This window comes from Nocardiopsis alborubida (assembly GCF_012396365.1).
In the GTDB taxonomy this organism is placed as follows: Bacteria; Actinomycetota; Actinomycetes; order Streptosporangiales; family Streptosporangiaceae; genus Nocardiopsis; species Nocardiopsis alborubida.
The window spans coordinates 1-26684 of the sequence record NZ_JAAXPG010000014.1 but is presented as its reverse complement, the minus strand read 5'-3'; the positions used below and the strand labels follow the sequence as shown (position 1 = coordinate 26684).

The window sequence follows — 26684 nt, the reverse complement described above, 5'->3', positions numbered from 1 at the left end:
GCCTTCTCCTCCACCCAACCGGACTCCGCTCCCCCACGAGGACCCCATGCGTGCGCGCGCCACCCTGCACCCCGACCTGCCCATCGAGCTCGCCGAAGGCCTGCCCCCGCACACGGCCGCCCCCCGCGGCGGCCCCGCCGGCCGGACCGCGCAGGGGCCGCCCCCACGCGATCACCTGCACTCGTGGCTGGCCGCGGTCTGCTCGGGCGCCGCCGTGCTGCTCCTGTTCTCCGGAGAGCCCCTCGCCGGGGCGGTGGCGACCCTGCTCCTGGGCGTCGGCGGGTGGGTCTACCTGTTCATGGGCCTGCGGTACAGGTATCCGGGGTTCAGCACCCGGCAGTTCGTCCTCCTGGCTGCGGTGTCCAGCCCCGTCACCGTCGAGCCGCCGCTGCTGAACTCCCTCCTGGCGCGGGTGCTCGCGTCCCTCATGCCCGGGGCCGTGCCCAACACCGCCGCGGCCCTGCTGTTCGCCATCACCGCCCTCGTGCTGTTGGCCACCGCCCGCCTCGGCCCTGCCCGGCAGGGGGACGGCACGCTCGTCCACGGAGCGGACTACCTGCTGCCGCACGTGGGCGGCGGCCCGGGCCGGTCGGACGAGCCCTGGCCCGAGCACCGCCTCCTGCTCGACCTCCAGGAGGCGACCGACCGCGTCGTCGAGGCCCACCACGTGCTGGGGCCCGACAGCGGGACCGCCGAGGCGGTCGCCCTCGCGCGGCGGGAGGAGTGGGCGGCGTTCGTGCGCGTGAACCTGCGGTACGGCCGCGGAGCCCGGAGGAGGGGCACCCCCGGACCACTGGAGTTCTCTGAGGGGGACGTCCGCCGCACGCTCCGGCTCGGTCTGGCTGCGCACAGGGCGGTCGAGGCGCACCGGCAGTGGAGGCGGCTGGCGGAGGCCGCCCGGGGAACGGTCTCCCCGACCGGGCCGTGGAGGTCCCGCCGGGCGTCGGAGCGGCTGGAGCGGGAGTTCCGGAGGCGGGCGGCCGAGCTCGGCGAACCCGGCGCCGGGCTGTGGAGTCCGACCCCCTCCGCCGCCGACCTCCGTGAGGCGGTCCGCCGCCCCGGCAGGGCGCGCCCCGCGTCCCGGGTGGCGACCGCCCTGGCCGGGTTCCTGTTCCTGGGTGGAGCGGCCCTGTCACTGACCTGGTACGACGCCTTCCACCTGCTGCTGGTCCTGGGCTGGACCACGGTCGGCGTCCTGGTCGTGTGGGCCAGGCTGCGGCGGGGAGAGTGGATGCCCTGGGGTGAGGCCGCGGCGTACGCCGTGGTCGCGGCCGTGGCCTGTGTCGGGTTGATGCCGTTCCTGCGCGACGTCGCGGTGTACCTGGTGGAGCAGCTGGCTCCCGACCTGTTCCTGCACCCGGGCGACGTCGCGACGGCGCTGCTGTACCTGACGGCCGCCCTGATCTGCTGGGGCGTCGCGGCCCTCGGCGCGGGCGGGGTCGGGGGAGGGCGCGCTACCGCGCCCGTTTGAGGAGTTCGCGCCAGAGCTCGGCCACCCGCTCGTCCAGCTCCTCACGGGTGCCGGAGTTGTCTACCACCAGGTCGGCGGCGGCCAGGCGGGTGTCCCGGTCGGCCTGCGCGCTGATACGGGCCTCCACCTGCTCGCGCGGCATGCCGCGGTCGGTCGCGACCCGCTCCACCCGCACCGCGTCGGGGGCATCCACCACGACCACCACGTCGTAGAGCGGCCCCAGGCCGTTCTCCACCAGCAGCGGGACGTCGTAGACCACCACCTCCACGCCGGAGGAGACGGCCTCCTCCATGAGCTGGGCGCTGCGCTCGCCCACCAGGGGGTGCACGATGGCGTTGAGCCTGTTCAGGCTGTCCTCGTCGGCGAAGACGATCTCCCCGAGCCGGGGCCGGTCCAGCCGCCCCTCAGGGGTGAGCACCCCCTCACCGAACTCGGCGACGACCGCCTCCAGGCCCGGCGTGCCGGGTTCGACGACCTCCCGGGCGATGGCGTCGGCGTCGACCACGGTGGCGCCGTAGGCGGCCAGTCCGGCCGCGACCGCGCTCTTGCCCGAGCCGATCCCGCCGGTGAGTCCCACTTTGAGCATGTCCGAAACCCTAGACGTCCGCTCCGGTCCGGTCCACGGCGCCCCCGCCTACCGCGCGGCCCGGGCGTCGCCGTCCGCGCGCTCTCCTGCCGGTGTGAGCTCCTTGCGCATGTGCACCATGACCAGGTGCTCGGCGACGCGCTCCCGGGAGGTCTCGGCGTACCCCAGGCCGCGGTAGAGCCGCTGCTGCCCGGTGTCCTGGGCCCCCGCGGACAGGGTGAGCGAGGCCAGGTCGGGGTAGCGTTCGCGCAGGCGGTCTTCGAGGTCGGCGAGCAGCGCCCGCGCGATCCCCCTGCGGCGCAGGTCGGGCACGACCGCCAGACGGGAGAGCACCGCGCTGGTGCCCATCACCCGCGCCCGCACCGAGCCGACCAGACGGGTCCCGGCGACCGCCTTGAGCACGAGGGTGTCCTCCTGCCCCAGTAGTCTCTCCACTCTCTCCAGGCTCTCGGTCAGCGCCAGCACGAACGGGTCGCCGAAGGCCTGGGCCTCGTCGACGAACGCCGCCCGCTGGAGGGTGAAGACCTCGCCCGCGTCGGCCGGGGCGGCCGGGTGGATGTCGAACACGTCACCTCCTGAAGGGCCCCTCCGTCGGGGACACGCCACGAGCCTAGCCCCCGGTCCCGGCGGCGCCGCGGAACCCGGCCGGGGCCGGGCACGGCGAAGGGCCGCCCCCTCCGGAGAGGGGACGGCCCCAGGCTGCTTCTCAGTACTGCCTCAGAAGCCGGTGTGTCTCAAAGCCGGTCAGGCCTCGCCACCCGCGAGCTTCTCGCGCAGGGCGGCCAGGGCCTCGTCGGAGGCCAGGGCGCCGCTGGAGGACTCGGAGCCGGACGAGCTGGCGCTCTGTCCGCCGCCGGTGTAGTCGTCCTCCTCCACCGGGGCAGGAGCGTTGGCGGCGTCGGCCTCGGCCGCGCGCGCCTCCTCGACCTGCTTGCGGTGCGCCTCGAACCGGGCCTGGGCCTCGGCGTAGCTGCGCTCCCACTCGTCGCGCTGGGCCTCGAAGCCCTCGAGCCACTCGCCGCTGTCCGCGTCGAAGCCCTCGGGGTACTTGTAGTTGCCCTGCTCGTCGTACTCCGCGGCCATGCCGTAGAGGGTGGGGTCGAAGTCCACCTGGTCCGGCGAGACGCTCTCGTTGGCCTGCTTCAGCGAGAGGCTGATGCGGCGGCGGTCGAGGTCGATGTCGATGATCTTGACGAAGATCTCGGTGCCGACCTGGACGACCTGCTCGGGCACCTCGACGTGGCGCTCGGCCAGCTCGGAGATGTGGACCAGGCCCTCGATGCCCTCCTCGACGCGCACGAACGCACCGAACGGAACCAGCTTGGTGACCTTGCCGGGAACGACCTGGCCGATCTGGTGGGTCCGGGCGAACTGCTGCCACGGGTCTTCCTGGGTCGCCTTGAGCGACAGGGAGACGCGCTCGCGCTCCATGTCCACGTCGAGAACCTCGACGGTGACCTCCTGGCCGACCTCGACGACCTCGCTCGGGTGGTCGATGTGCTTCCAGGACAGCTCGGAGACGTGCACCAGGCCGTCGACGCCGCCCAGGTCCACGAACGCACCGAAGTTGACGATCGAGGAGACCACACCCTTGCGGATCTGGCCCTTCTGGAGGGTGTTGAGGAAGGTCTGGCGGACCTCCGACTGGGTCTGCTCCAGCCAGGCGCGGCGGGACAGGACCACGTTGTTGCGGTTCTTGTCCAGCTCGATGATCTTCGCCTCGAGCTCGCGGCCGACGTAGGGCTGGAGGTCGCGCACACGGCGCATCTCGACCAGGGAGGCGGGCAGGAAGCCGCGCAGACCGATGTCGAGGATGAGGCCGCCCTTGACGACCTCGATGACGGTGCCGGTGACGACGCCGTCCTCCTCCTTGATCTTCTCGATCGTGCCCCAGGCGCGCTCGTACTGGGCGCGCTTCTTGGACAGGATCAGGCGACCTTCCTTGTCCTCCTTCTGGAGGACGAGGGCCTCGACCTGGTCACCGACGGCAACAACCTCGCCGGGGTCGACGTCGTGCTTGATCGAGAGTTCCCGGGAGGGGATCACACCCTCGGTCTTGTAGCCGATGTCGAGCAAGACCTCGTCTCGATCGACCTTCACGATGGTGCCCTCGACAATGTCACCGTCGTTGAAGTACTTGATGGTCTCGTCGATCGCCGCGAGGAAGGCTTCCTCGGACCCGATGTCGTTGACCGCTACCTGGGGTGTCGAGGTGGCCTCGGTGCTGCTCGTCATGTGTGGGTGGACTCCGGATACGGACAGATTCAGAAAGATGGTCACATCGCGGGTTCGAACCCGTCGATCCGTCGTCCGGGGAGTGGAGCCGAGGCGGCGATGAACCGCCTGGACGCCAATCGCCAGGTGCAGAGTGTCGACCGGAGCGGCGCGACCCCGCCGACCCTCACCGGAGACAGCGGACGCACGCAAGAACCCACAACGCTCCCGCCAGAATATGAGACAAGGGCGTCCTGGTCAATCGGAACCCAGGGCGGTCAACCTGGCGTAGGTCGCAATGGCGGCAATTTACCCGAGCATGGCGGTCAAGATCAACTGGGGGGTAGACCCACGTCCGAACGGGGGTTTCGTCCCCGTGGACGGTCCCGCGCCGGCGGTTGGAGCGCCGGCGCGGACCCCGGAAGAAAAAAGTACGAAGAGCCGGTTACGGTCAGTCCGCGGAAGGCTTGGAGCGTGACCGTTTGACCGCGCTCCGCTGTTTCTTGGCGTCCAGGCGGCGCTGCTTGGCCCTGCGGCTCGGGCGGGTCGCGCGGCGCTCGCGGGCGGGCGGCGCGATCGCCTCCTCCAGCAGGGCGGCCATCCGCTCCCGGGCCTCGGCCCGGTTGCGCGACTGCGAGCGGTGGGTCTGCACCGTGACCGTGAGCACGCCCCCGACCAGGCGCCCCCGGAGCCGCTCCAGCGCGCGCTGGCGCCGCGTGCCGCCCAGGCCGGGGCAGGTCGCCACGTCCAACGACAGCGACACCCGGGTGTCGGAGGTGTTGACGTGCTGGCCGCCGGGCCCGGAGGAGCGTGAGAAGCGCCACGTGAGGGCGTCGGCGGGGACGGTCACCGGACCCGCGCTCAGCCCCTCGTCAGCCGTGCCCCGTGTCGTCACCCTCCCCGCCCTCCCGTCGTACGCGGGCCGCGGACCCTGTCAGTGCGCGGCGTCGTGCCAGTTCTGGCCGCTGCCGACCGAGACGGCCAGCGGCACACGCAGATCATAGGCGGAGCTCATCTCGCGCGCCACGATGTTTTCGACCTCCCCGCGCTCGCCGGGGGCGACCTCCACCACGAGTTCGTCGTGCACCTGGAGCAGGACCCGCGAGGTGAACCCGCCCTCGGCCAGGGCCGCGTCCACCCGGAGCATGGCCACCTTGATGATGTCGGCGGCCGACCCCTGGATCGGCGCGTTGAGCGCCATACGCTCGGCCATCTCCCGGCGCTGGCGGTTGTCGCTGGTCAGGTCGGGCAGGTAGCGGCGCCGCCCCAGGATGGTCTCGGTGTAGCCGACCCGGCGGGCCTCCTCCACCACGGCGTTGAGGTAGTCGCGCACCCCGCCGAACTCGGCGAAGTAGTCCTCCATCAGGCGCTTGGACTCCTCCGGCGTGATCCCCAGCTGCTGGGACAGGCCGTAGGCGCTCAGCCCGTAGGCCAGGCCGTAGCTCATGGCCTTGATCCTGGACCGCGCCTCGCCGTCCACCCGCTCGACCTCGACGTCGAAGATCTGCGCGGCCATCTGCGCGTGGAAGTCGTAGCCGCTGTTGAAGGCGTCGATCAGCGCCTGCTCACCCGACAGGTGCGCCATGATGCGCAGCTCGATCTGGCTGTAGTCGGCGGTGAGCAGCTCCTCGTAGCCCTCGCCCACCACGAACGCGCGCCGGATGCGCCGCCCCACGTCGGTGCGCACCGGGATGTTCTGGAGGTTGGGGTCGGTGGAGCTGAGGCGCCCGGTCGCCGCCACCGTCTGGTTGAAGGTGGTGTGGATGCGGCCGTCGTCGGCGACGGTCTTGATCAGCCCCTCGACCGTGGTGCGCAGCTTGGTCTGGTCGCGGTGGTGCAGCAGGACCGCGGGCAGCTCGTTGTCGGTCTGGGCGGCCAGCCACGCCAGCGCGTCGGCGTCGGTGGTGTAGCCCGTCTTGATCTTCTTGGTCCTGGGCAGGCCCAGGTCCTCGAACAGGACCTGCTGGAGCTGCTTGGGCGAGCCGAGGTTGAACTCGCGGCCCACGATCTCGTGCGCGCGCTCCACCGCGCCCCGGCCCGCCGCGGCGAACTCGCCCTGGAGCTCCTCCAGGTAGGCGCGGTCGGCGGCGATCCCCGCCCGCTCCAGGCGCGCCAGCACGTCCACCAGCGGCAGCTCGACCTCGTGCAGCAGGTGGGTGCCGCCGCGCTTGTCGAGTTCGGCGGAGAGGACCCCGGCCAGGTCGCGGGTGGCGCTCGCGCGCACGGCCAGCAGGTGCTGGCGGCCCGATCCCGCCCCGCCCTCGTCGCCCAGGTCCAGGGTCAGCTGGTCGCCGGAGGAGTCCTCCTCCAGCTCCCGGCCCAGGTACCTGCGGCACAGGTCGGCCAGGTCGAAGCGGCGCTGGCCCGGCTGGACCAGGTAGGCGGCCAGGGCGGTGTCGCTGACCACCCCGCCCAGTTCCCATCCGTGCGCGCCCAGGGCCAGCAGGGCGCCCTTGTACTCGTGCACCGCCTTGGGGCGGCGGGGGTCGGCCAGGAAGTCCGCCAGCGCCTCGGTGTCGGCCGGGTCCAGGGCGGTGGGGTCGACGAACACGGCGTCGCCGGAGGGCACGCTGATCGCCAGCGCGTCCACCCGGCCGGTGCCCTGCCCCCAGGTTCCGTCCAGGGCGAGCCCGGCGGGCGCGGTGGGCGTGAGGGTGTCGGAGACCGCGTCGTCGGGGGCCGCGTGCGCGGCCAGCCATGCGGCCAGCTCACCGGTCCCGGCCACGGTCAGCTCCACGCGGAAGCCCTCGACCGCCTCGGCCCCGGCCTCCCCGGAGCCGTCCTCGGGCAGGCGGACGACGGCGTAGAGGCGCTCGCGCAGGTTGGAGGCGAACTCCAGGTTGTCGAAGAGCGCGTCGATCCCGGTGCGGTCGGCCTCGCCCAGGGCCAGGTCGGTGACCTCCGCGTCCAGCTCCACGTCCGTGGCCAGCCGGTTGAGCCGCTGGTTGCGCAGGACGTCGTCCAGGTGGTCGCGGAAGCTCTGCCCCGCCTTGCCGCCGAGCTCGTCGGCGTGGGCGACCAGATCGTCCAGGGACCCGTACTTGGTGATCCACTTGGCGGCGGTCTTGGGGCCCACGCCGGGCACGCCGGGCAGGTTGTCGGCCTTCTCCCCCACCAGGGCGGCCAGGTCGCGGTAGCGCTCGGGGGTGACCCCGTACTTGTCCTCGACCGCGGCGGGGTCCATCCGCCGCAGGTCCGACAGGCTCTTGCCCGGGTACAGGACCGTGCAGGAGTCGGTGACCAGCTGGAAGGCGTCGCGGTCGCCGGAGGCGATGAGCACCTCCATCCCGGCCTCGCCGCCCTGGTGGGCCAGGGTGGCGATGACGTCGTCGGCCTCGAACCCCGGGGCGGACAGGTTGGCGACGCCGATCAGCCGCATCAGGTCCTGGGTGAGCGGCACCTGAGAGGGGAACTCCGGCGGCGTGTCGGAGCGGCCGTCCTTGTACTCGGCGTACTCCTCGTGCCTGAAGGTGGGGCCGGACAGGTCCCAGGCCACCGCGACGTGGGTGGGCTCCTCGTCGCGCAGCAGCTTGACCAGCATCGACGCGAAGCCGTACACGGCGTTGGTCGACTGCCCGGTACTCGTGCCGAACTTGTCCACCGGGAGCGCGAAGAACGCGCGGAAGGCCATCGAGTGGCCGTCCAGGAGGAGGAGCCGGGGGCGCCTGCCGCCGTCGCCGGTCCGGGATGTCTGTTCGGGGGTCTCTCGCTTGGTCACCACAGACGAATCCTAGGATGCGACGGAGACACTTCGCGGCCATACCGCGAGGGCAGTGACACGACGGCGGGGACGCCGCCCCCGGTCCGGCGCGGCCCGGGCCCGGCCGCGGCGGGGTCCCGAGGAGGCGGAGGGCACATGACGACGGACTCCGAGGCGATGCGGCGGATGCTCGACACGGGCGCCCTGACGGGCGGTCTGGGCGAGCGCATGGGCATCGAGGTGACGGAGGCGTCCGCCGAGCGCGTGGTGGGCCGGATGCCGGTGGAGGGCAACGTCCAGCCGTTCGGCCTGCTGCACGGCGGCGCGTCGTGCGTGCTGGCAGAGTCCCTGGGGTCGATCGGCGCCACGGCCCACGCGTCCCGGTTCGGCAAGGTCGCGGTCGGCATCGAGATCAACGCCACGCACCACCGCTCGGCCACCGAGGGGTACGTGACCGGGGTGGCCACCCCGGTGCACCTGGGCCGGACACTGGCCACGTGGGACATCACCATCACCGACGACGGGGGCCGGAAGGTGTGCACCTCCCGGCTCACGTGCATGCTGCGCGAGCTGCCTGAGGCGTAGCGGGGTCCGGCGGGGCGGTTCCGCATCCGGCGGACCCGCCGTCCGCGGCCCGTCCCGAACCCGCCGACGGCTGCCCTGGGACAGGACCGCGGTGTGGTCCCCCCGGTGTGGTCGCGCCTTCCGTGCCGCGTATAGCGGTCAAGGGTTTTCTCGTTTTAAGGAAGGACCGCTTCACACCCTCGTGTAGCCCGCCTGTGGCTTTCCTCCGGCCCGGCCGCCACCCTTGACGGTCGGGCTTCGTCATCCCTGCTCACCGCGACAGTTCGCTACCCCGCGAGCACGGAAAGCTGTGATCTGTACAGAGACGAAACACCGGATGTCAATGATGACTACAGAGCCATAACAGCCTGACGGCGAGTCGGCACCAACGCCCGTTCCGTCCTTTCCGCACCAGAACTTTCATGATTAAGCTCCGCTAACGCTCCTGATTAAGTCATGCCACACATCACGGACATTCAGGACGCGCATGCTCATGGCACGGCTGCCCCGCGCAGCGCGTGCTTCGCCGGTTGAACGGAGTGACCACGATCATGGCTAGCAAGAAGGTCCTAGGCCTCACTGCCGCAACCGCGGCCCTCGTCCTCGGCCTGACCGCGTGTGGCAGCGACGGGGGCGAAGGAGGCGGCGGCGGTGAGGGCGGTGAGGAGTTCACCTACGGAATCCTCTACCCGCAGACCGGCAACCTCGCCTTCCTCGGCCCGCCGCAGCTCCGCGCCGCCGAGTACGCGATCTCCGAGATCAACGAGGCCGGCGGCATCCTCGGCACCGACGTCCCCGACCTGGTCGAGGGCGACGAGGCCGGCGACAACGCCCAGGCCAACGAGGCCGCCAACAACCTCGTCTCCGACCAGGTGAACGCCGTCATCGGCGCCGCCGCCTCCGGTATGACGCAGGCGACCTACGACACCATCACCGGTGCCGAGATCGTCCAGTGCTCGGGCTCCAACACCGCCGCCGAGCTGAGCGAGATCGAGGACAACGGCTACTACTTCCGCACCGCGCCGAGCGACCTGCTCTCCGCCGTCGTGATGGCCCGCACGATGGTCGAGAACGGCAACCAGAACATCGCCATCGTCGCGCGCGCCGACGACTACGGCGGCGGCTACGCGGGCGCCCTCCAGGCCGAACTGGAGAGCCTGGGCGCCCAGGTCGTGGTCAACGAGACCTACGACCCGCTGGCCACCACCTTCGACTCGGTCGTCACCAGCGTCACCAGCGAGGAGCCGGACGCCGTCGCGCTCATCGCCTTCGAGGAGGGCGCGCAGGTCATCGCCCAGCTCCTGGAGAGCGACGTCGAGGGCGAGCAGCTCTACGTCACCGACGGCCTCAACGACCCGAACCTGGGCGAGACCGTCAGCGCCGACAACCCCGAGAGCGTCACCGGCATCACCGGTATCGCCCCCAGCGCCGACAACCCCGAGTTCACGGAGGGCCTGACCAGCTTCGCCGAGGACCTGGAGGTCTTCCAGTTCGCCCCGCAGGTCTACGACTGCGTCACCGTGATCGCCCTGGCCGCCGAGGCCGCGGGCAGCGTGAACCCGTCCGAGTACGTCGCCGAGCTGCCCAACGTCAGCCGCCCCGAGGGCACCGAGTGCGGCACCTTCGCCGAGTGCCGCGACCTGCTGGCCGACGGTGAGGAGATCAACTACCAGGGCGTCAGCGGCAACATCGACTTCAACGACAACGGCGACCCGACCGCCGCCACCTTCGAGATCTTCCACTACGGGGAGGACGGCCACGAGATCCTGGCCTACGAGGAGCACGCCCTGGAGGAGTAACGGCTCGCAGCGGCCCGCGCCGCACACGGCCTGATCCGTCACGGCACGGAGCGGCGCCCCGGGAGGAGGTCCTCCCGGGGCGCCGCTCTCTCTTGCGCGCGTCCCGCACCGGGCGGCCGAGCTCCACGGCGCGGGGGACGCTGGGAGCGCGGGAGCAGGAGAGACGGGGGGTGGGGGCGGCCCGGAGCCGTCCCCACCCCCCGCCGTGTTCGACGGGGCTCAGCGCCGACCGGGCCCGGGGTCACCCGAGACCAGGCGTCACCCGGGGCTCAGCGGGCCCAGCGGCGGGCGATGTCGGCGGCCAGGGCGCGCAGCTCGTCCGCGGAACGGGTCATGGCGGCCTCGACCGAGCCCGAGGACTCCACGAGGGAGTAGGTCTCGGTGATCCCGGCGGCGGCCGCCTCGGCGCGGCCGACCTTGACCGCGCCCGCGGTGACGACGCAGGGGACGCCGTGCTTGTTGGCGGCCTGGGCGACGCCGTGGGGCAGCTTGCCGCGCAGGGACTGGGAGTCGAAGGAGCCCTCGCCGGTGATGACCAGGTCGGCCCCCGAGAGGCGCTCGGCCAGGCGCACGGAGTCCAGGACGCGGCTGATGCCCGACTCGACGGTGCCGCCGAGCAGGAGCAGGGCGAAGCCCAGGCCGCCCGCGGCACCGGCTCCGGGGGTGTCGCGGACGGTGCCCGCGGGGTCGACGCGGTCGGCGAAGGCGGTGAGTGCGGCGTCCAGGCGCTGCACCTGGTCGGGGTCCGCGCCCTTCTGGGGCCCGAAGACCGCGCTGGCTCCGTGGATGCCCAGCAGGGGGTTGTCGACGTCGGTGGCGGCGACGACGCGGACCCCGGCCAGTGCCCGGCGGGCCGCGTCGAGGTCGACGTCCCCGGTCTCGGCCAGGGGGCCGCCGCCGTGGCTGAGGCGGTCGGCGGGGGCGGCGCCCAGGGCGGCCAGGAGGCCTGCTCCGGCGTCGTTGGTGGAGCTGCCGCCGAGGCCGACGACGACGGTGCGGGCGCCGGAGCGGACCGCGTGGGCGACGAGCTCGCCGACGCCGTGGGTGGTGGTGCGGCCGGGGTCGCGGTCACCGGCGGGCACCAGGTGGAGACCACAGGCCTGGGCGCTCTCCACGTAGGCGGTGTCGCCGTCCAGGAGGTACTCCGCGGTCACGGGCGCGCCGAGGGGGCCGGTCACCCGGGTCCGGTGCACCTTGCCGCCGAGGGCCGTGTGCAGGACCTCGACGAAGCCGGGGCCGCCGTCGGAGAGCGGCAGCAGGTCCGTCGTGGCGGAGGGATCGGTCCGGTGCCAGCCGTCGGCGACCGCCTGCGCGGCTTCGAGGGCGGAGAGGGTACCGGCGAACTTGTCAGGAGCGATGAGGATACGCACCGCACCAGTGTGCCAGGCCACATTCATCCCGGTGCGGGGTACCCCCCGCTGGTCAGAGGCCGGGCGCCCCGTAGACGGGGAACCAGCGGGAGCGGTCCTCCTCCAGGGGCAGGTCGCGGCCGATGGCGGCCTCGGCCTGGAGCTCCAGGGCGTTGTCCCGGCGGCGGCCGTCGCCGACGGGGGCGAAGGGGTAGAAGGTGCCGCGCTTGTAGAGGTAGACCAGTCCCAGTGAGCGCGTGCCGTCGGTGAAGCCGACCAGGGAGCACAGGAGCGAGGGCCCGTAGCCGTTGGCCTCCAGCGTGGAGTTGACGGCGTGCAGGTCGGTCACCAGGCCGGTGATGTCGGGGGCGGCGGCCCCGCCCGGCTCCTGGGCGGGCTGACCGGAGCGGACCACCAGCCAGGTGTAGCCGTAGTCGTCGGTGACCTGTCCTACGGGCGGCCCCCCGTCGGCGTTGAGCAGCTCGGTGACGTCGCGCTCCAGGTCGGCGAAGGCGGCTCCCTCCGTGGCGCGGAAGGCGACGGATCCGGTGCCGGTGGGCGTGAAGCCCGCGGCGGCCCGCAGGGTGACGGACGCCGAGGGCAGGCCGAACAGGGCGTCGAGGTCGGGTTGGGCCGGTTCGGAGCGCCCGAACAGCGCTCGCCAGAAGCTCATCGTGGCCGGTCCTCTCGTCGTGGTCGTGTCGGTTCCGCGCGGGCCGGGTCGGCCCCGCTCCGGGGCGGATCGGTACGGCCGCCGTCCGCTCCCGGAGGGAGCGGCCCGACGCGGTCGTCCCCTCCGGCAGGCCTCCGCGTACGGGGTCAGTGCCCCTGCCCGAGCTGGCGCGAGATGTCGGACAGCTGCTCCAGCCGCTGCTGCACGGGCGGGTGGGTGGCGACCAGCTGGCTGAAGCTGAACCCCTTGCGTGAGGAGGCCGGAGCGAAGAAGAAGGCGTTGAACGGCTCCGCCTGGCGCAGGTCGCGGGTGGGGATGCGGGACATGTCGCCGGTGATCTTGGTCAGGGCGCTGCCCAGCACGGACGGGCGCCCGGTGAGGTAGGCGGCGGCGCGGTCGGCCGACAGCTCCCGGTAGCGCGACAGCGCCCGGGTGAGCAGGAAGCTGAGCGCCCAGGCCGCGGCGCTGACGACCACGACGAGCAGGGCGACCGCGGCCGGTGCGGGCCCGTTGTTGTTGTTGCCGCGCGTCGCCCCGGCGAACATCGCGAAGCGCAGCCCGGCCTGGGTCAGGAACCCGGCCACGATGCCGAGGAACCCGGCGACGGTCATCACCATGACGTCGCGGTGGGCGATGTGGGACAGCTCGTGCGCCAGGACCGCCTCCAGCTCGGGGCCGTCGAGGCGGCGCATGAGGCCGGTGGTCACGCACACGACCGCGGACTTCTCGTTGTGCCCGGTGGCGAAGGCGTTGGGCACGTCGGTGTCGGCGATCCCCACGCGGGGCTTGGACATGTCCGCCATGGCGCACAGCCGGTCGATGAGGGCGTGCAGCTCGGGTGCCTGCTCCGGGGAGACCTCCTTGGCCCCCATGGCGAACATGGCGATCCTGTCGGAGGCGAAGTAGCTGAACAGCGCGAACCCGACGACGATGACCAGCACCAGCCACACGTTGAGGCCCACCAGGACCAGCCCGACGACGAAGGCCGCGTAGACGAGGGCGAGCAGGCCCATGGTCGTCACCATGCGGGCGGTCAGTCCCCGGTCAGGTCTGAACTTGGATCCGGCCATGCCGCAGTCCTCTCCGCCGACGCGTCGACTGTCTCGGAGTGTAGTTCGCCCAGGTGGGAAAGGGTATGAGGCGGTCCGCCCGCCGCGTGTTCGCCGGTCCTCCCCCGGCCGGCCCCTGCCCGCGGGACCGGGCGCGGCCCCTGTTCTCCCCCTCGCGTCTCCACCACGTCCAACGGACGGGGGCCCCGCCGGGGTTCCTCTGCCGGGGGCGGCGCACGCCACACGACCCGCGCGCGGCTTCCGTCACGGGTGCCCCGGCGCGACCGCGTCATGCGCGGTCCCGTCGCACGGCCCGCGTGCCCCGGACATGCGAAGGCCGCCGTGACACGTGGTCACGACGGCCTGGAAACACGCGCGCGGGCACCGAGCGTCGCACCGGCCGCCCGGCGGCCCGCCGGGCGCACTCACCGGTCCGGACGCACCTGGACGGAGACGGTGCGCCGGACGGAGAAGCCGGTCCTAACCGGGGATGAGTCCGTCGTCCTGGAGCATCTCCCGCACCTCTTCCATGGTGGCGTCGGCGTGCGGGAGGATGAACTGCGAGGGCTCCAGCGCGTCGGGCGGCAGCGGCCGACCGTCCTCGCGGACCCTCGCCAGGAGGTCGTGCAGGGCACGGCGGAACGTGGCCTCGTCACCCGACTCGATCGCCGACTCCAGCGCGGAGTCGAAGGAGTTGAGCAGTTCGAGGTCGGCGTCGGTGAGGTCGAGCTGCCCCTCACCCATGATGCGGACGATCACGCGCCCTCCCGGTTGCCGGTGCTGCCGGTGCTGCCCGCACCGTTGCCGCCCTCGATCTGGGGGGTGGAACCGCCGCTGCCCTGGCCGAGCTCCATCTTCATGCGCTCCAGCTCGGCGTCGACGCCGGTGGTGCTGGCCATGCGGTCCAGCTCGCTCTGGATGTCGTCCCTGGCGGTGCCGGTGACGTCGTCGAGCGCGCCCGAGGCGAGGAGCTCGTCCACGGCGCCCGCGCGGGCCTGCATCTCGGCGGTCTTGTCCTCGGCGCGCTGGACGGCCATGCCGACGTCGCCCATCTCCTCGGAGATGCCGGAGAAGGCCTCGCTGATCTGCGTCTGGGCCTGGGCCGCGGTGTAGTTGGCCTTGATGGTCTCCTTGCGCGTGCGGAAGGCGTCCACCTTGCTCTGGAGGCGCTGGGCCGCCATCGTGAGCTTCTGCTCCTCGCCCTGGAGGTTGGCGTGCTGCTCACGCAGGCTCTCGATCTGCTGGGACAGACCGGAGCGGCGGGTCAGGGCCTCGCGGGCGAGGTCCTCGCGCCCCTGCGTCAGGGCGGCGCGGCTCTGGTTCTCCAGCTTGCCGGACTGCTGCTCCAGCTGCTGGATCTGGAGCTCGACGCGCTTACGGGAGGTCGCGACGTCGGCCACACCCCGTCGCACCTTCTGTAGGAGCTCAAGCTGCTTCTGGTACGAGTAGTCGAGGGTTTCCCTTGGGTCCTCGGCTGCGTCCAAGGCCTTATTGGCCTTGGACTTGAAGATCATCGAAAGTCGCTGAAACACGCTCATCGGCGTGGCCGTCCCCTTCTCGGTGCGTACATCGGCTGTTCCCAGCGGGCGCTTTGCCCAACCCTACGCGCTCTGGTCCGCGGTCGCCATAAAGCTATGACCGGCTACCCTGAAGGTGTGTTCCGACGTCGCTCCGCTTCCGCAGCCACGGATCCGGCCTCCGCCGAATCCGCCAGCCCTGAGGCCACTGAGTCCACCCAACCTAAGGGATACACACCCAAGAAGGGTGTGCCCACCCCAAAGCGCAGGGAGTCCGAGGTGGCCCCCCGCCGACCGCTCAAGGCGCCCGAGACGCGCAAGGAGGCCTACCAGGCCTACCGGGACCGTCTCGACCGCCAACGCGGGAGGGGCACCGCGAGTTCCGCGATCAAGGGCGTGCCCAAGGACGAGGCGCGCTACTACCGGCAGCAGGACCTCGGCGAGGCCCGGGCGTTCGCCCGCGACTTCGTCGACTCGCGCCGCAGCGCCAGTGAGTTCTTCCTGCCGTTCTCGATCGTGATCATCGCGCTGCTGTTCGTCAACAACCCGATGTTCCAGATCGGCGTGGCCTACGTTCTGTGGCCGCTGATGATGGTCACCATCATCGCCGAGGGCGTCATGGTGGGCCGCACGGTCAAGAAGCGCGCCGCCGAGTACTTCCCCGAGGACCCCGCCATCAAGGGCATCGGGATGTACGCGGCCATGCGCCAGCTCCAGTTCCGCCGCCTGCGCCTGCCCAAGCCGCGGCTCAAGGTCCGCGAGGACCCCACGCCCCGCCGCACGCGCTGACGCCTCCCACCACCGCCTCCCCGACGACGTGAGCCCGGGCCGGTCACAGCACCGGCCCCTCACTCCCTCTCCCGAGTCCTCGCCGCCCCGTGGTTGGGAGCGCTTCCACTCGCCCTGCGCGGAACCTCGCGAACGAGCACAATCCCCCACTAGAGTGCTCGACATGGAATTTCGGCATCTGGGCAACAGCGGTCTCATGGTCAGCGAGATCGCCTACGGGAACTGGATCACGCACGGCTCCCAGGTGGAGGAGGACACGGCCAAGGCCTGTGTCCGCGCCGCGCTGGACGCCGGTATCACCACGTTCGACACCGCCGACGGCTACGCCGGGGGCAGGGCGGAGGAGGTGCTCGGCCGCGCGCTGAAGGGCGAGCGCCGCGACGGGCTGGAGATCTTCTCCAAGGTCTTCTGGCCCACGGGCGAGGGCAAGAACGACCGGGGCCTGTCCCGCAAGCACATCGTCCGCAGCGTGGAGAACTCCCTGCGCCGCCTGGGGACCGACTACCTGGACCTGTACCAGGCCCACCGGTTCGACTACTCCACCCCGCTGGAGGAGACCGTGCGGGCCTTCGAGGACCTGGTCCGCCAGGGCAAGGTCCTCTACGTCGGCGTCTCCGAGTGGCGCGCCGAGGAGATCGAGCAGGCGCTCAAGATCGCCGACGAGCTGGGCTTCGACCGGATCGTCTCCAACCAGCCGAAGTACAACATGCTGTGGCGGGTCATCGAGCCCGAGGTCGTTCCGCTCTCCGAGCGCGAGGGCGTCGGCCAGATCGTGTGGTCGCCGATCGAGGGCGGTGTCCTGAGCGGCAAGTACAGGCCAGGACAGGAGCTGCCCGCCGGTTCGCGCGCCGCCGACCCCGGCGGCGGCCGCTTCCTGAGCGAGCAGATGAAGGACCAGGTCCTGCTGGAGCGCGTGCAGAGACTGGAGCCGCTGGCCGCCGAGGCGGGCCTGACGCTGGCGCAGCTGGCCGTGGCCTGGGTGCTGCAGAACCCGAACGTGTCGGCCGCGATCATCGGCGCCTCCCGCCCCGAGCAGGTGGAGGGCAACGTCAAGGCGGCCGGGGTCAGGCTGGACGCCGAGCTGATGGCGGGGATCGACGAGGTCCTGGGCGACAGCGTCCAGCGCGATCCTGCGCTGACCAGGAGCCCCGAGAACATCCGCGGCTAGACCGCCGCCGGCCCGCCCCCGGCCTCCGGTCCGTGTTCGGCGCAGCGGGCCCGGCCGCCCCCAGGGCGGCCGGGCCCGTTCGCGTTCCCGCCGTCCGCGGCTGGCCGGGTCGCCCGGCCCGAAGCGTCCGTCCTCCCCCTGGTGTCACGCCGCCAGCCCTGGGTAGCTGCTGGCCCGCACGCACGCGGCACAGGGGGGCTCCATGGACATCGCGCACGTCATCGAGGCGGTGGGCACCGCCGTCGACGTCGCCGGGGTCGGCGTCATCGTGGTCGGGGCACTGGGCGCGACCGCGCTGTTCCTGTACCGGTGGGTCAGCGGACACGGGCTGGACGCGGCCTACCGGCCCTACCGGCAGGGGCTGGGCCGGGCGATCCTGCTGGGTCTGGAGCTGCTCGTCGCCGGGGACATCATCCGCACGGTCGCGGTGTCGCCCACCTTCGCCAGCGTGGGGGTGCTCGCCGGGATCGTCCTCATCCGGACCTTCCTCAGCTTCTCCCTGGAGGTGGAGCTGGAGAACCGCTGGCCGTGGCAGGGCCGCCGCTCCCTCTCCGGCACCGGCTGACCCTCTCCCGGGGCCCCGGCCGACCGTCCGCGCAGGGACGGTCAGCGCGCCATGTCGTGTGACAGGTGGGAGCGGTGCAGGCGCCGGGTTCGCACCAGCCGCGCCAGGTCGGCGCGCGTCTGGTGGGACAGCTGGACGTGGAAGTAGTTGACGTGCTCCAGGAGGGCGAAGAGCCACAGGCCCAGGCCCGGCCACACCCTCGTCCACGGGGCGTCGGCGAGCAGGGCCGCGGCCACCACCGCGCCGCCCGCGAGGAACAGTGCGATGTTGGCCCGCCCCAGGGCGCGGAAGAGCGCCATGCCCGCCGGGCGGCGGGCCCGCGCGCGCAGTTGGCGCGCCTTGACCCACCAGTAGGCGCCGCCCTCCGCCAGCAGCAGGGCGAAGAGGGCGAAGCCGACCAGGTTGGCGGGTGAGGCGGGCACACCCAGCAGGAGGAACAGCACCGTCGCGAACAGGGGGATGTTGACCAGTTCCAGGACGGCCAGGTTGCGCAGAGCGGGGATCACGCCCCCATTGTCACGGAGGCGTCCCACCGCTCCGGGGGCCTTCGCGGCCCCGGCCGGGCGGCTCGGGTCCTACTCGACGGGATCCAGGGACATCGCGTAGACCTCCTTGTCGCCGTCGAGCAGGGCGACGCGTCCCACGCCGCCCTCGGCGAGCTCCTGCCAGTTCTCCCCCAGCCAGCTCTCCGCGTCGCCACGCGAGGTGAACGACTCCGAGGGCAGGTCCGCCCCCAACGGGTCGGCTCCGTCGGCCTCGAAGTACCGCCAGGTCCACGCCATGTTCGACCGCCCCTTCGTCACGGAGGTCACAGCGCCGGTCACCGTGATCCTGGCCCGAGCTTAGCCAAGGCATATCAGTTTTCTCGGTTGCCCTCGGTTTTCTTCAACTTCGCTCCGGCTGGCCGGAATGTACTGACCGCGGGGTTCCGCTGAAACCCCTTCGTCTGTCGCTTCCTCATGCCATGGTCCCCTTCATGCACACCCTTTCCTGGCACACGTCCGGGATCTCCCGGGGGCGAGTGGCCGTAGGGGCCACCCGCCCCGGACCGGGTGCACTGGTTCGAGTTGGTCGGGATGGTATCCGGTGAGCCGCAAGGTGCCTCTCGCCCCGGGCGAGACCTCGCGTACCGCGTGCGCCCCGGTCGTGTTGCGCACCGGAGTGGAGGAGAGAACCGGCGAGCCCGTGTCAGCCTCAGTGCTGGCTCAGCGTGTGGGCTGGTGCGCCGACCTGGTGTCGGCCATGACCACCGAACTACTGAAGGCACACTTCAACGCCGCCGACGTGAACACGCTGGCCGCGGGGGTGGACGCGGCCGGTAGAAGGCTGCCCTCGAACGCATGGATGGCGCCGCGCCGCTTGGGTTGGTCCATCGCTCCGCCGCAGGGTGTGCGGGTCAACGACCGGATCATGCGCATGGCCCAGGAGATGGCCGGACGGATTTTGCGCTCCGCGCAGTGGCGCGCCGACCTCACCACCGGGGTCTTGGCCGTCTGGCCTGCTGACCCGGCCAAGCGCACTCCTGCCGAGTGGGGCCAGGTACGTGCGCGGGTGTCCGGTGGGAAGCACCTGCCCTCCACCATCATCGGTTCCCGTACCCGGCAGATCACCGCGTTCGCCCACAAGCACGGCCGGATGCCGGTTGACGTGTTCGATCTGGAGGGTGTGCCCCGCGCCGCGCGGATGCTGGTGTTGTCGGCGTGCGATGCCCAGCAGGCCACCCTGGAACGGCACGAAAGTGATCCGGGACGGATCCTGCTGCGGCTCAAGCTGCCCACCCGCCCTGACCCGCGCACGTATGCGGACTGGACGTGGGTGGCTTGCCCCCTGGCGTTGCCGCCCACCGTTCCCCCGAGCGCGGTGCTGCACCTGCCCGCTCTGCGCCCACGCGATGGGAAGGTCCGCGCAGATGTGGCCTACAGCCATGCTGTGCCCCAAGCTCGCCGCAGCGGGCACACGGTTGCGCTCGGTGTGGACTGGGGTCTGAACACCCTGCTGTCCGCCGGGGCGGTCCGGCTGCACGGCGATGGGCATATCACCGCCCTGGGTTCGGGTGCGATGTTCCGGGCCGGTGGTGTGCTGGCCAAGCAGCACCGTCTGCGCCGCCAGGGCGAGTTCCTGCACGCCAAGACCGACCACCACCAGCGGCTCACCACCGGGGACGCCGCACATCCCCTGCACACCAAACACGCCGTCCTGGCCGCAGAGGCCCGGCGGGTGTCCGCCAAGCGCTCCCGTCTCAACGACGCCCTGGCCGCCTCCGCCGCCCGGTGGGCGGTGGACCAGGCCGTCGCCGCCGGTGCCACGGTGATCTACGTGGAGGACCTGCGCTCCATAGAGGCGCGGGGTATGGGGCGGACCATGAACACCCGCCTGTCCCAGCAGGTGCGCGGACGCGTCGTGGGGCGGATGCACCATGCGGCCGCCGAGGTGGGGATCGCGGTGGTCACCGTCCCCGCCCGAGGCACCTCCAAGCACTGCCCCCGCTGCCTGGCCCCACTGGGGCACCGTAAGACCCCTGACCGGCTCACCCGGGGGTGGAAGTGGGCCCTGTGCCCCGACTCGGGCTGCGGGCGGCAGGGCGACCGCGACACCGGAGCCTGGCAACGCGTGGCCGCACGCGGCCTGACCCACCAGACCAGGACCGTCACCGACCACGCCACGGGGGCGATGGGCATCCGCACGGTGGTGGACACGCTCGAAACCCGCGCGGTCACCGCACCCGCCACCACAAGAACCCGCCAGAGGGATCGGTCCAAGACCGGCCCCACCCGGCGACGACTCACACGCCCTGCGCCCAGGCGACGCAGGGCGCCCTCCCCCACCAGACCACACGGTCGGGCGGGTCAACGTCCGGAGGGACACGCACCACCGGACCGGTCCCGGCTGCCCCGAGCGGCCCACCGGCACCAGGGCGTGAACACGATCAGCACACCCACCATCCGGCACAGGCCGAGAGGGGCGGCATTGGGCGCGGGCTTCCACCTGCACGCCCACGCCACCCCACCACGGGGGCAGATCCCGTTACCAGACACCACGTCTTACCTGGGATTACCAAGCTGATCAGAGACGCTTGGCTGACCATGCTGTTTACTTTTTTGGTGCGTATCCGTTTTCTCGGGACAGCCGGGCACTCGGGGTGGCCCGCCCCCCAGTGCACCTGCGCCTCCTGCAACAAGGCCCTCGCCGAGCGCCGACTGCCCCTGCGCGTGACGGTGGACGACCGCTTCCGCGTCCGGGAGGCCGGGGCGGTCGGCCCTGTGCCGCCGGGGTACTCGGTGACCCCGACCCCCGACGGCGTCCTGGTCGAAGGCCCCGACGGGGGCAGGCTGATGTACGCGCGCACGGGCCCGGGCCCCCTGCCCGGAGTCCCCCCCGCGGAGGCGCGCGCCGAGGGCTCCTCCGGCTACTCCTCCACCCGCCCCGACCAGCAGGTGGACATGGTCATCGTGGACGCCGCGCAGCGCCCGGAGGTCATCGGCGAGCTGCGCCGCTCGGGTGTGATCGGGGTGACCACGGCCGTCGTGGCGGTCGGCGGCGACCACCGCGTCCGCTCCCCCTGGGAGTTCGCCCGCCGGGCCCGGCTGTGGGGCGCCCTGGTGCCGGGTGACGGGCAGGTCCTGTCGTGCCCTCCTGTGGTGTGGCCGGAGTCGCGGCCGCGCGGGCCGCACCGGACCCTGGTGACCGGGGGCGCGCGCTCGGGCAAGTCCACCGAGGCGGAACTGCGCCTGATGTCGGAGCCGAAGGTGCTGTACGCGGCGACCGGTCCGGTACCCGACCCGGTCGCGGACCCGGACTGGGCCGACCGGGTGGCCCGGCACGTGCGGCGCCGCCCCTGGTGGTGGCGCACCGAGCAGACCACCGACCTGGCCGCGCTGCTCAAGGGCGCCCGGGGCGCGGTCCTGGTGGACTGCCTGGGCACCTGGCTGACCTGGGTGATGGGTGAGGCGGGGCTGTGGGAGGAGAGCCCTCCCCCCGGCGCGGAGGACGAGGTGGAGGCGGCCGTCCACGGACTGCTGGAGGCCTGGCGTTCCTCCCAGGCCTACGTCGTGGCGGTCACCAACGAGGTGGGGTCGGGCGTGGTGCCCGCGACCCGCGCGGGGGGTCTGTTCCGCGACCACCTGGGCCGGTTGAACCAGTGGATCGGCGCCGAGTCCGAGGACGTGGTGCTGGTGACCGCGGGCCGCGTCCTGGAGCTGTCGTGAGCGGTGCCGCCGGTCCCCCTCCGGACGGCCCTTCCTCCGACGGGCCTCCCCCGAACGGCTCGCCGTCGGGTGGTTCCCCCTCCGGCGACCCTTTTCCGGACGGCTCCCCGGCGTACGGCCCCTCCCCTGACCGCTCCCCGACCGGCGACTCCCCCTCCGGCCCCTCCCGCGCCGCCGACGCGGTCGCGGGGGCCCGGATGGCGCTGGGGACGTTCACCGTGTTCCCGGTGCGCGCGGGGCGGCTGGACCGCCGCGTGGCCGGGTGGGCGATGGTGTGGGCACCTGTGCTGGGCGCGCTCCTGGGCGGCCTCACCGGCGCCGCGGCCGTGCTCGGGACGGCGGTCGGCCTGTCCGCCGCGCTGGCGGCGGTGCTCGCCGTCGGGCTGGGAGCGCTGCTGACGCGGGGACTGCACCTGGACGGCCTGGCCGACCTGGCAGACGGGCTGGGCAGCGCGCGTCCGGCCGAGGGCGCCCTGGAGGTGATGCGGCGGTCCGACATCGGCCCGTTCGGCGTGGTCACCCTGGTGGTCGTGCTCGCCGCGCAGGCCCTGGCCCTGGGCCAGCTGGCGCAGGCCTCGGCGGAGGCGGCGCTGGCGGGCGCGGCGGCGGCCGGGGCAGCGGGGCGGCTGGCGGTGACCCTGGCGTGCACCCCCCGCGTACCCTCGGCGCGGCCCGAGGGCCTGGGCGCGTTCGTGGCGGGGACCGTGCGCCTTCCGGGCGCGCTGCTGGCCGCCGCACCCGTTCTGCTGGTGTGCCTGACGGGCTGGGCGCACGCGCCGGGGTTCGCGCTGGCCTGCGTGCTCGCCGCGGCGGCGGGCCTGCTCGCGGCGGGCCTCGTGCTGCGCCGGGCGGTGCGGCGGCTGGGCGGTGTCACGGGCGACGTGCTGGGCGCACTGGCGGAGACGGCGGTGACGACGGCGCTGGTGGTGTCCGCGGCGGCCGCGGTCCGGCTGTGAGGCGCGGCACGGGGATTCACGGCCCCGGTCCGCGGGCCGCGAGGCGTCCCACCAGGCGGTTTCCTACCAGCCGGTAACCCGATCGGGGGTTCCCGATGTCGCGATCATCACATTTTTTCACACGGGTTTCACGGTTCTCCCGCGCGGGAAGGCGGAGTCCGCCCCGGAGGCGGCCCACGACACCCTTCACCGGCGGCCAGAGGCACCCTCGCCGCGCGCGCGGACCGGAGCCGACCCCGCACACCCCCGGCTCCCGCGACCCCCGCAGCGCCGCGTCAGGGCCCCCGCGACCCCGGGGCGCCGCGTCCCCGCCGGGCGCGCGAGGCGACTAGCATCGGGGACGTGAGCACGTCGTTGTCAGTAAATACGGAGTCCCCCAGTTCGCTCGACGCCGACGCGGTTGTCGTCGGTTACCACTCCGGAGGCGACGCTCCGGAGCCCGCGTCGGGCGCTCATGACGTCGATGCCGCCTTCTCCGGCGGCCTCGCCCAGACCCTGTCGCTCCTGGGAGCGAGCGGCGCCCCCGAGGAGGTGCACACCCTTGCCTCCCTCGGAGCCGTCAAGGCCCCGGTCGTCGTCGCGGTCGGTCTCGGCCCGGCGCCCGCCGAGGGCCCCGTCGACCCCGACACCCTGTCCCGCGCCGCCGGTGCCGCGCTGCGCTCGCTGACCTCGCGTCCCGGGGGAGCGGGCCGCGTCGTCCTGGCCCTGCCCGCGGGGACCGCCGCCGAGGCCGGCGCCGTCGCCCTCGGAGCCCGCCTCGGCGCCTACGGCTTCGACCGGTACCGCACCGGCGCCGAGGACAAGCCCGCCGCCGAGCTGGTCCTGGCCAGCTCCGCCGCGGAGGCCGCGGACGCCGCCGAGCGCGCCGCCGTCCTGGCCGAGGCCGTCAACCTCACCCGCGACCTGGTCAACACCGCACCGGCCGACCTGGTCCCCGAGGACCTGGCCGCCACCGCGCAGGAGATCGCCCAGCAGTCCGGCCTGCGCGTCGAGGTGCTGGACGAGGCCGCCCTGTCCGAGGGCGGCTACGGCGGCCTGACCGGCGTCGGCCAGGGGTCGGCCAACCCGCCCCGCCTGGTCCGCCTGGCCCACAGCCACCCCGAGGCCACCAGGACCGTCGCCTTCGTCGGCAAGGGCATCACGTTCGACTCCGGCGGCCTGTCCCTCAAGCCCGCGGGCTCGATGGACTGGATGAAGTCCGACATGGCGGGCGCCGCCTCCGTGCTCGCCGCCATGCGCGCCATCGCCGCCCTGAACCTGCGGGTCAACGTCGTCGGCTACCTGGCCGTGGCCGAGAACATGCCCAGCGGCACCGCCCAGCGCCCCTCCGACGTGCTGACCATCTACGGCGGCAAGACCGTCGAGGTGCTCAACACCGACGCCGAGGGCCGCCTGGTCATGGCCGACGCCCTCGTGCGGGCGCAGGAGGACGAGCCCGACCTGGTCGTGGACATCGCCACCCTGACCGGCGCCCAGCTGGTCGCGCTCGGCACCCGGGTGTTCGCGGTCATGTCCAACGACGACGAGGCGCGCGACCGGATCGTCGCCGCGGCCGCCGAGGCGGGTGAGGCCTCCTGGCCGATGCCCCTGCCCGAGGAGCTGCGCGCGGGCCTGGACTCCGCGGTCGCCGACATCGCCAACGTGGCGGGCGAGCGCTGGGGCGGCATGCTCTCCGCGGGCGTCTTCCTCAAGGAGTTCATCGAGGAGGGCGTCACGTGGGCGCACCTCGACATCGCCGGTCCGTCCTTCAACCAGGGCGGTCCGCACGGCTACACCCCGAAGGGCGGCACCGGCGCGGGCACGCGCACCCTGGTCCGCATCGCCGAGGAGTACGCCGGGTAGCACCCGCCCAGGGGGCGGCCCTCCACCAGCCGGAGCGCCGCCCCTCCCGGCCACCGCGGCCGCGCACACCCTCCCTCCGCCCGCGCGGGGCCCGGCCGCGGCCCACCACCCATCACCAGCCACAACAAGGAGTTCGTTCCCGTGAGTGAGAGCGGCGGCACCTTCGACCTCGTCGTCCTTGGCGGCGGCAGCGGCGGCTACGCGGCGGCACTGCGCGCCGCGGAGCTGGACATGAGCGTCGTCCTGATCGAGAAAGACAAGCTCGGCGGCACCTGCCTGCACCGCGGCTGCATCCCCACCAAGGCCCTGCTGCACTCGGCCGAGGTCGCCGACTCCGCCAAGGAGAGCGAGAACTTCGGGGTCAAGGCCACGTTCGAGGGCATCGACATCGAGGCCGTGCACACCTACAAGGACAAGGTGATCGGCGGCCTGTTCAAGGGCCTGACCGGCCTGGTCAAGTCGCGCAAGATCACCGTCGTCGCGGGTGAGGGCAAGCTCACCGGCAAGGACGAGGTCACCGTCGACGGCACGGTCTACAAGGGCCGCAACGTCCTCCTGGCCACCGGTTCCCAGCCCAAGACCCTGGGGCTGGACATCGACGGCGAGAAGGTCATGACCAGCGACCAGGCCCTCGACCTGGGCCGCGTGCCGGAGTCGGTCATCGTCCTGGGCGGCGGCGTGATCGGCGTGGAGTTCGCCAGCGTGTGGCGCTCCTACGGCGCCGACGTCACCATCGTCGAGGCCCTGCCGCACCTGGTGCCGGTGGAGGAGGAGTCCAGCTCCAAGCTGCTGGAGCGCGCCTTCCGCAAGCGCAAGATCAAGTACGAGCTGGGCACCCCGTTCGAGTCGGTCAAGACCACCGACTCCGGTGTGACCGTCACCCTCAAGGGCGGCAAGACCCTGGAGGCCGAGGTCCTGCTGGTGGCCATCGGCCGCGGGCCGGTCTCGGAGGGCCTGGGCTACGAGGAGCAGGGCATCACCCTGGACCGCGGCTTCGTCCAGGTGGACGAGAACCTGCACACCGGCGTGGGCAACGTCTACGCCGTGGGCGACCTCATCCCCACCCTCCAGCTCGCCCACGTCGGCTTCGCCGAGGGCATCTTCGTCGCCGAGCACATCGCCGGGCAGAACCCGCCCGCGATCGACTACGACGGTGTCCCCCGCGTCACCTACTGCGAGCCCGAGGTCGCGTCCGTGGGCCTGACCACCAAGGTCGCCAAGGAGCGCGGACACGACGTCGTGGAGATGAACTACAGCCTCGCGGGCAACGGCAAGAGCCAGATCCTGCAGACGCAGGGCGCGGTGAAGGTCATCGCCGAGAAGGACGGCCGGGTACTGGGCGTCCACATGGTCGGCAGCCGCGTCGGCGAGCTGATCGCCGAGGGGCAGCTGATCTACAACTGGGAGGCGCTGCCCTCCGAGGTGGCCCAGCTGATCCACCCGCACCCGAGCCAGTCCGAGGCGCTGGGCGAGGCGCACCTCGCGCTGGCGGGCAAGCCGCTGCACGTCCACGACTGACCGCACCACCGGGGGCGGGCCGCGAGGGCCCGCCCCCGCACACATCCGCGCTGCCCATCAAGGGGTTGGGCAGAGACCGCGCCCAGATCCAACGAGGAAACCCATGCCGACTTCCGTTTCCATGCCCGCCCTGGGTGAGAGCGTCACCGAGGGCACCGTCACCCAGTGGCTGAAGAACGTGGGCGACACCGTCGAGGTGGACGAGCCGCTCCTTGAGGTCTCCACCGACAAGGTGGACACCGAGATTCCGTCACCCGTCGCGGGCGTACTCACCAAGATCCTCGTCGACGAGGACGAGACCGTGGAGATCGGCGCGGAGATCGCCGTCATCGGCGGTGAGGGCGAGAGCGCCGACGAGGACGGTGCCGAGCCCGCCGCCGAGGAGTCCGCGGAGGAGCCCGAGCCGGAGTCCGCCCCGGAGCCCCAGGCCGCCGAGGAGCCCGAGCCGGAGCCGGAGCCCGCCCCGGAGCCGAAGGCCGGGTCCGACGCGCAGGCCTCGTCCTCCGACGAGGGCCCGACCACGTCGGTGACCATGCCCGCCCTGGGTGAGAGCGTCACCGAGGGCACCGTCACCCAGTGGCTCAAGAGCGTCGGCGACACCGTCGAGGTGGACGAGCCGCTCCTTGAGGTCTCCACCGACAAGGTGGACACCGAGATTCCGTCACCCGTCGCGGGCGTACTCACCAAGATCCTCGTCGACGAGGACGAGACCGTGGAGA

General features: G+C 72.5%; 24 protein-coding genes. 12 read left to right on the top strand and 12 right to left on the bottom strand.

From position 1 onward, the window contains the following. The first annotated feature begins 46 nt into the window (after nt 1-46). Nucleotides 47-1471, top strand: a complete 1425-nt coding sequence (locus tag HGB44_RS15825) for a hypothetical protein (protein WP_061078551.1) — start codon at nt 47-49, stop codon at nt 1469-1471. On the opposite strand, the gene coaE is transcribed toward HGB44_RS15825, so the two are convergent. The 5 genes from coaE to polA all read right to left on the bottom strand — a co-directional run bounded on the left by coaE (nt 1455) and on the right by polA (nt 7992). Then, nucleotides 1455-2057, bottom strand: a complete 603-nt coding sequence (gene coaE / locus HGB44_RS15820) for a dephospho-CoA kinase (protein ID WP_061078550.1) — start codon at nt 2055-2057, stop codon at nt 1455-1457. The two genes, HGB44_RS15825 and coaE, sit on opposite strands and share 17 nt — an antisense overlap. A 48-nt stretch (nt 2058-2105) precedes the next feature. Then, nucleotides 2106-2624 carry a GNAT family N-acetyltransferase gene (locus HGB44_RS15815; protein WP_061078549.1) on the bottom strand — a complete coding sequence of 173 codons (519 nt, stop codon included), beginning with the start codon at nt 2622-2624 and terminating at the stop codon, nt 2106-2108. 177 nt (nt 2625-2801) lie between these two features. Then, nucleotides 2802-4292: a 30S ribosomal protein S1 gene (gene rpsA / locus HGB44_RS15810; RefSeq protein ID WP_061078548.1), complete on the bottom strand. Its 1491-nt coding sequence runs from the start codon at nt 4290-4292 to the stop codon at nt 2802-2804. A gap of 430 nt (nt 4293-4722) precedes the next feature. Then, on the bottom strand, nt 4723-5166 hold the full coding sequence (arfB, locus tag HGB44_RS15805; RefSeq protein ID WP_061078547.1) for an alternative ribosome rescue aminoacyl-tRNA hydrolase ArfB: 444 nt from the start codon (nt 5164-5166) through the stop codon (nt 4723-4725). Nucleotides 5167-5205: 39 nt separating this feature from the next. After that, on the bottom strand, nt 5206-7992 hold the full coding sequence (gene polA, locus HGB44_RS15800) for a DNA polymerase I (RefSeq protein ID WP_061078546.1): 2787 nt from the start codon (nt 7990-7992) through the stop codon (nt 5206-5208). A gap of 135 nt (nt 7993-8127) precedes the next feature. Here polA and HGB44_RS15795 point away from each other — a divergent pair, with 135 nt between their 5' ends. Continuing rightward, nucleotides 8128-8556 (top strand): PaaI family thioesterase, encoded by a 429-nt coding sequence (locus HGB44_RS15795; RefSeq protein ID WP_061078545.1) that lies wholly within the window; start codon nt 8128-8130, stop codon nt 8554-8556. A gap of 530 nt (nt 8557-9086) precedes the next feature. Continuing rightward, nucleotides 9087-10334 (top strand): ABC transporter substrate-binding protein, encoded by a 1248-nt coding sequence (locus tag HGB44_RS15790; protein WP_061078668.1) that lies wholly within the window; start codon nt 9087-9089, stop codon nt 10332-10334. A gap of 269 nt (nt 10335-10603) precedes the next feature. On the opposite strand, the gene HGB44_RS15785 is transcribed toward HGB44_RS15790, so the two are convergent. From HGB44_RS15785 to HGB44_RS15765, 5 genes are all read right to left on the bottom strand, one after another. Then, nucleotides 10604-11704 carry a glycerate kinase family protein gene (locus HGB44_RS15785; RefSeq protein ID WP_061078544.1) on the bottom strand — a complete coding sequence of 367 codons (1101 nt, stop codon included), beginning with the start codon at nt 11702-11704 and terminating at the stop codon, nt 10604-10606. A gap of 52 nt (nt 11705-11756) precedes the next feature. Continuing rightward, complete coding sequence (gene pspAB / locus HGB44_RS15780) at nt 11757-12356, bottom strand: PspA-associated protein PspAB (RefSeq protein ID WP_061078543.1); 600 nt, start codon at nt 12354-12356, stop codon at nt 11757-11759. A gap of 146 nt (nt 12357-12502) precedes the next feature. Then, entirely contained in the window at nt 12503-13426 is a 924-nt protein-coding gene (htpX, locus tag HGB44_RS15775) for a zinc metalloprotease HtpX (RefSeq protein WP_061078542.1), read from the bottom strand. 459 nt (nt 13427-13885) lie between these two features. After that, entirely contained in the window at nt 13886-14164 is a 279-nt protein-coding gene (gene pspAA / locus HGB44_RS15770) for a PspA-associated protein PspAA (protein WP_061078541.1), read from the bottom strand. Next, nucleotides 14161-14943, bottom strand: a complete 783-nt coding sequence (locus HGB44_RS15765; protein ID WP_082768184.1) for a PspA/IM30 family protein — start codon at nt 14941-14943, stop codon at nt 14161-14163. Before HGB44_RS15765 ends, pspAA begins: the two co-directional genes overlap by 4 nt. Before the next feature lie 96 nt (nt 14944-15039). On the opposite strand from HGB44_RS15765, the gene HGB44_RS15760 reads away from it, so the two are divergent. From HGB44_RS15760 to HGB44_RS15750, 3 genes are all read left to right on the top strand, one after another. Then, on the top strand, nt 15040-15711 hold the full coding sequence (locus tag HGB44_RS15760) for a DUF3043 domain-containing protein (protein WP_061078539.1): 672 nt from the start codon (nt 15040-15042) through the stop codon (nt 15709-15711). Nucleotides 15712-15874: 163 nt separating this feature from the next. Continuing rightward, nucleotides 15875-16879 (top strand): aldo/keto reductase family protein, encoded by a 1005-nt coding sequence (locus HGB44_RS15755; RefSeq protein WP_210751729.1) that lies wholly within the window; start codon nt 15875-15877, stop codon nt 16877-16879. 202 nt (nt 16880-17081) lie between these two features. Then, nucleotides 17082-17444 carry a DUF1622 domain-containing protein gene (locus HGB44_RS15750; protein ID WP_061078537.1) on the top strand — a complete coding sequence of 121 codons (363 nt, stop codon included), beginning with the start codon at nt 17082-17084 and terminating at the stop codon, nt 17442-17444. 41 nt (nt 17445-17485) lie between these two features. Here the strand turns inward: HGB44_RS15750 and HGB44_RS15745 are convergent, their stop codons facing one another. Further along, on the bottom strand, nt 17486-17950 hold the full coding sequence (locus tag HGB44_RS15745; RefSeq protein ID WP_061078536.1) for a hypothetical protein: 465 nt from the start codon (nt 17948-17950) through the stop codon (nt 17486-17488). 69 nt (nt 17951-18019) lie between these two features. Beyond that, nucleotides 18020-18226 (bottom strand): hypothetical protein, encoded by a 207-nt coding sequence (locus HGB44_RS15740; RefSeq protein WP_061078667.1) that lies wholly within the window; start codon nt 18224-18226, stop codon nt 18020-18022. 403 nt (nt 18227-18629) lie between these two features. On the opposite strand from HGB44_RS15740, the gene HGB44_RS15735 reads away from it, so the two are divergent. The 6 genes from HGB44_RS15735 to HGB44_RS15710 all read left to right on the top strand — a co-directional run. Further along, a complete protein-coding gene (locus HGB44_RS15735; protein ID WP_231972213.1) occupies nt 18630-20507 on the top strand; it encodes a transposase in 1878 nt (625 codons plus the stop codon). A 146-nt stretch (nt 20508-20653) separates the two neighbouring features. Next, entirely contained in the window at nt 20654-21649 is a 996-nt protein-coding gene (locus tag HGB44_RS15730) for a bifunctional adenosylcobinamide kinase/adenosylcobinamide-phosphate guanylyltransferase (protein ID WP_061078534.1), read from the top strand. Nucleotides 21650-21846: 197 nt separating this feature from the next. After that, nucleotides 21847-22605, top strand: a complete 759-nt coding sequence (locus tag HGB44_RS15725) for an adenosylcobinamide-GDP ribazoletransferase (RefSeq protein WP_061078666.1) — start codon at nt 21847-21849, stop codon at nt 22603-22605. Nucleotides 22606-22947: 342 nt separating this feature from the next. Next, the gene (locus HGB44_RS15720; protein WP_082768183.1) at nt 22948-24447 is read left to right on the top strand and encodes a leucyl aminopeptidase; all 1500 of its coding nucleotides are present in this window, start codon (nt 22948-22950) and stop codon (nt 24445-24447) included. Nucleotides 24448-24588: 141 nt separating this feature from the next. Then, nucleotides 24589-25965, top strand: coding sequence for a dihydrolipoyl dehydrogenase (gene lpdA, locus HGB44_RS15715; protein WP_061078532.1), 1377 nt, complete (start codon nt 24589-24591; stop codon nt 25963-25965). A gap of 121 nt (nt 25966-26086) precedes the next feature. Continuing rightward, on the top strand, nt 26087-26684 hold a 598-nt coding region (locus HGB44_RS15710), incomplete at its 3' end, for a biotin/lipoyl-containing protein (RefSeq protein ID WP_325096971.1).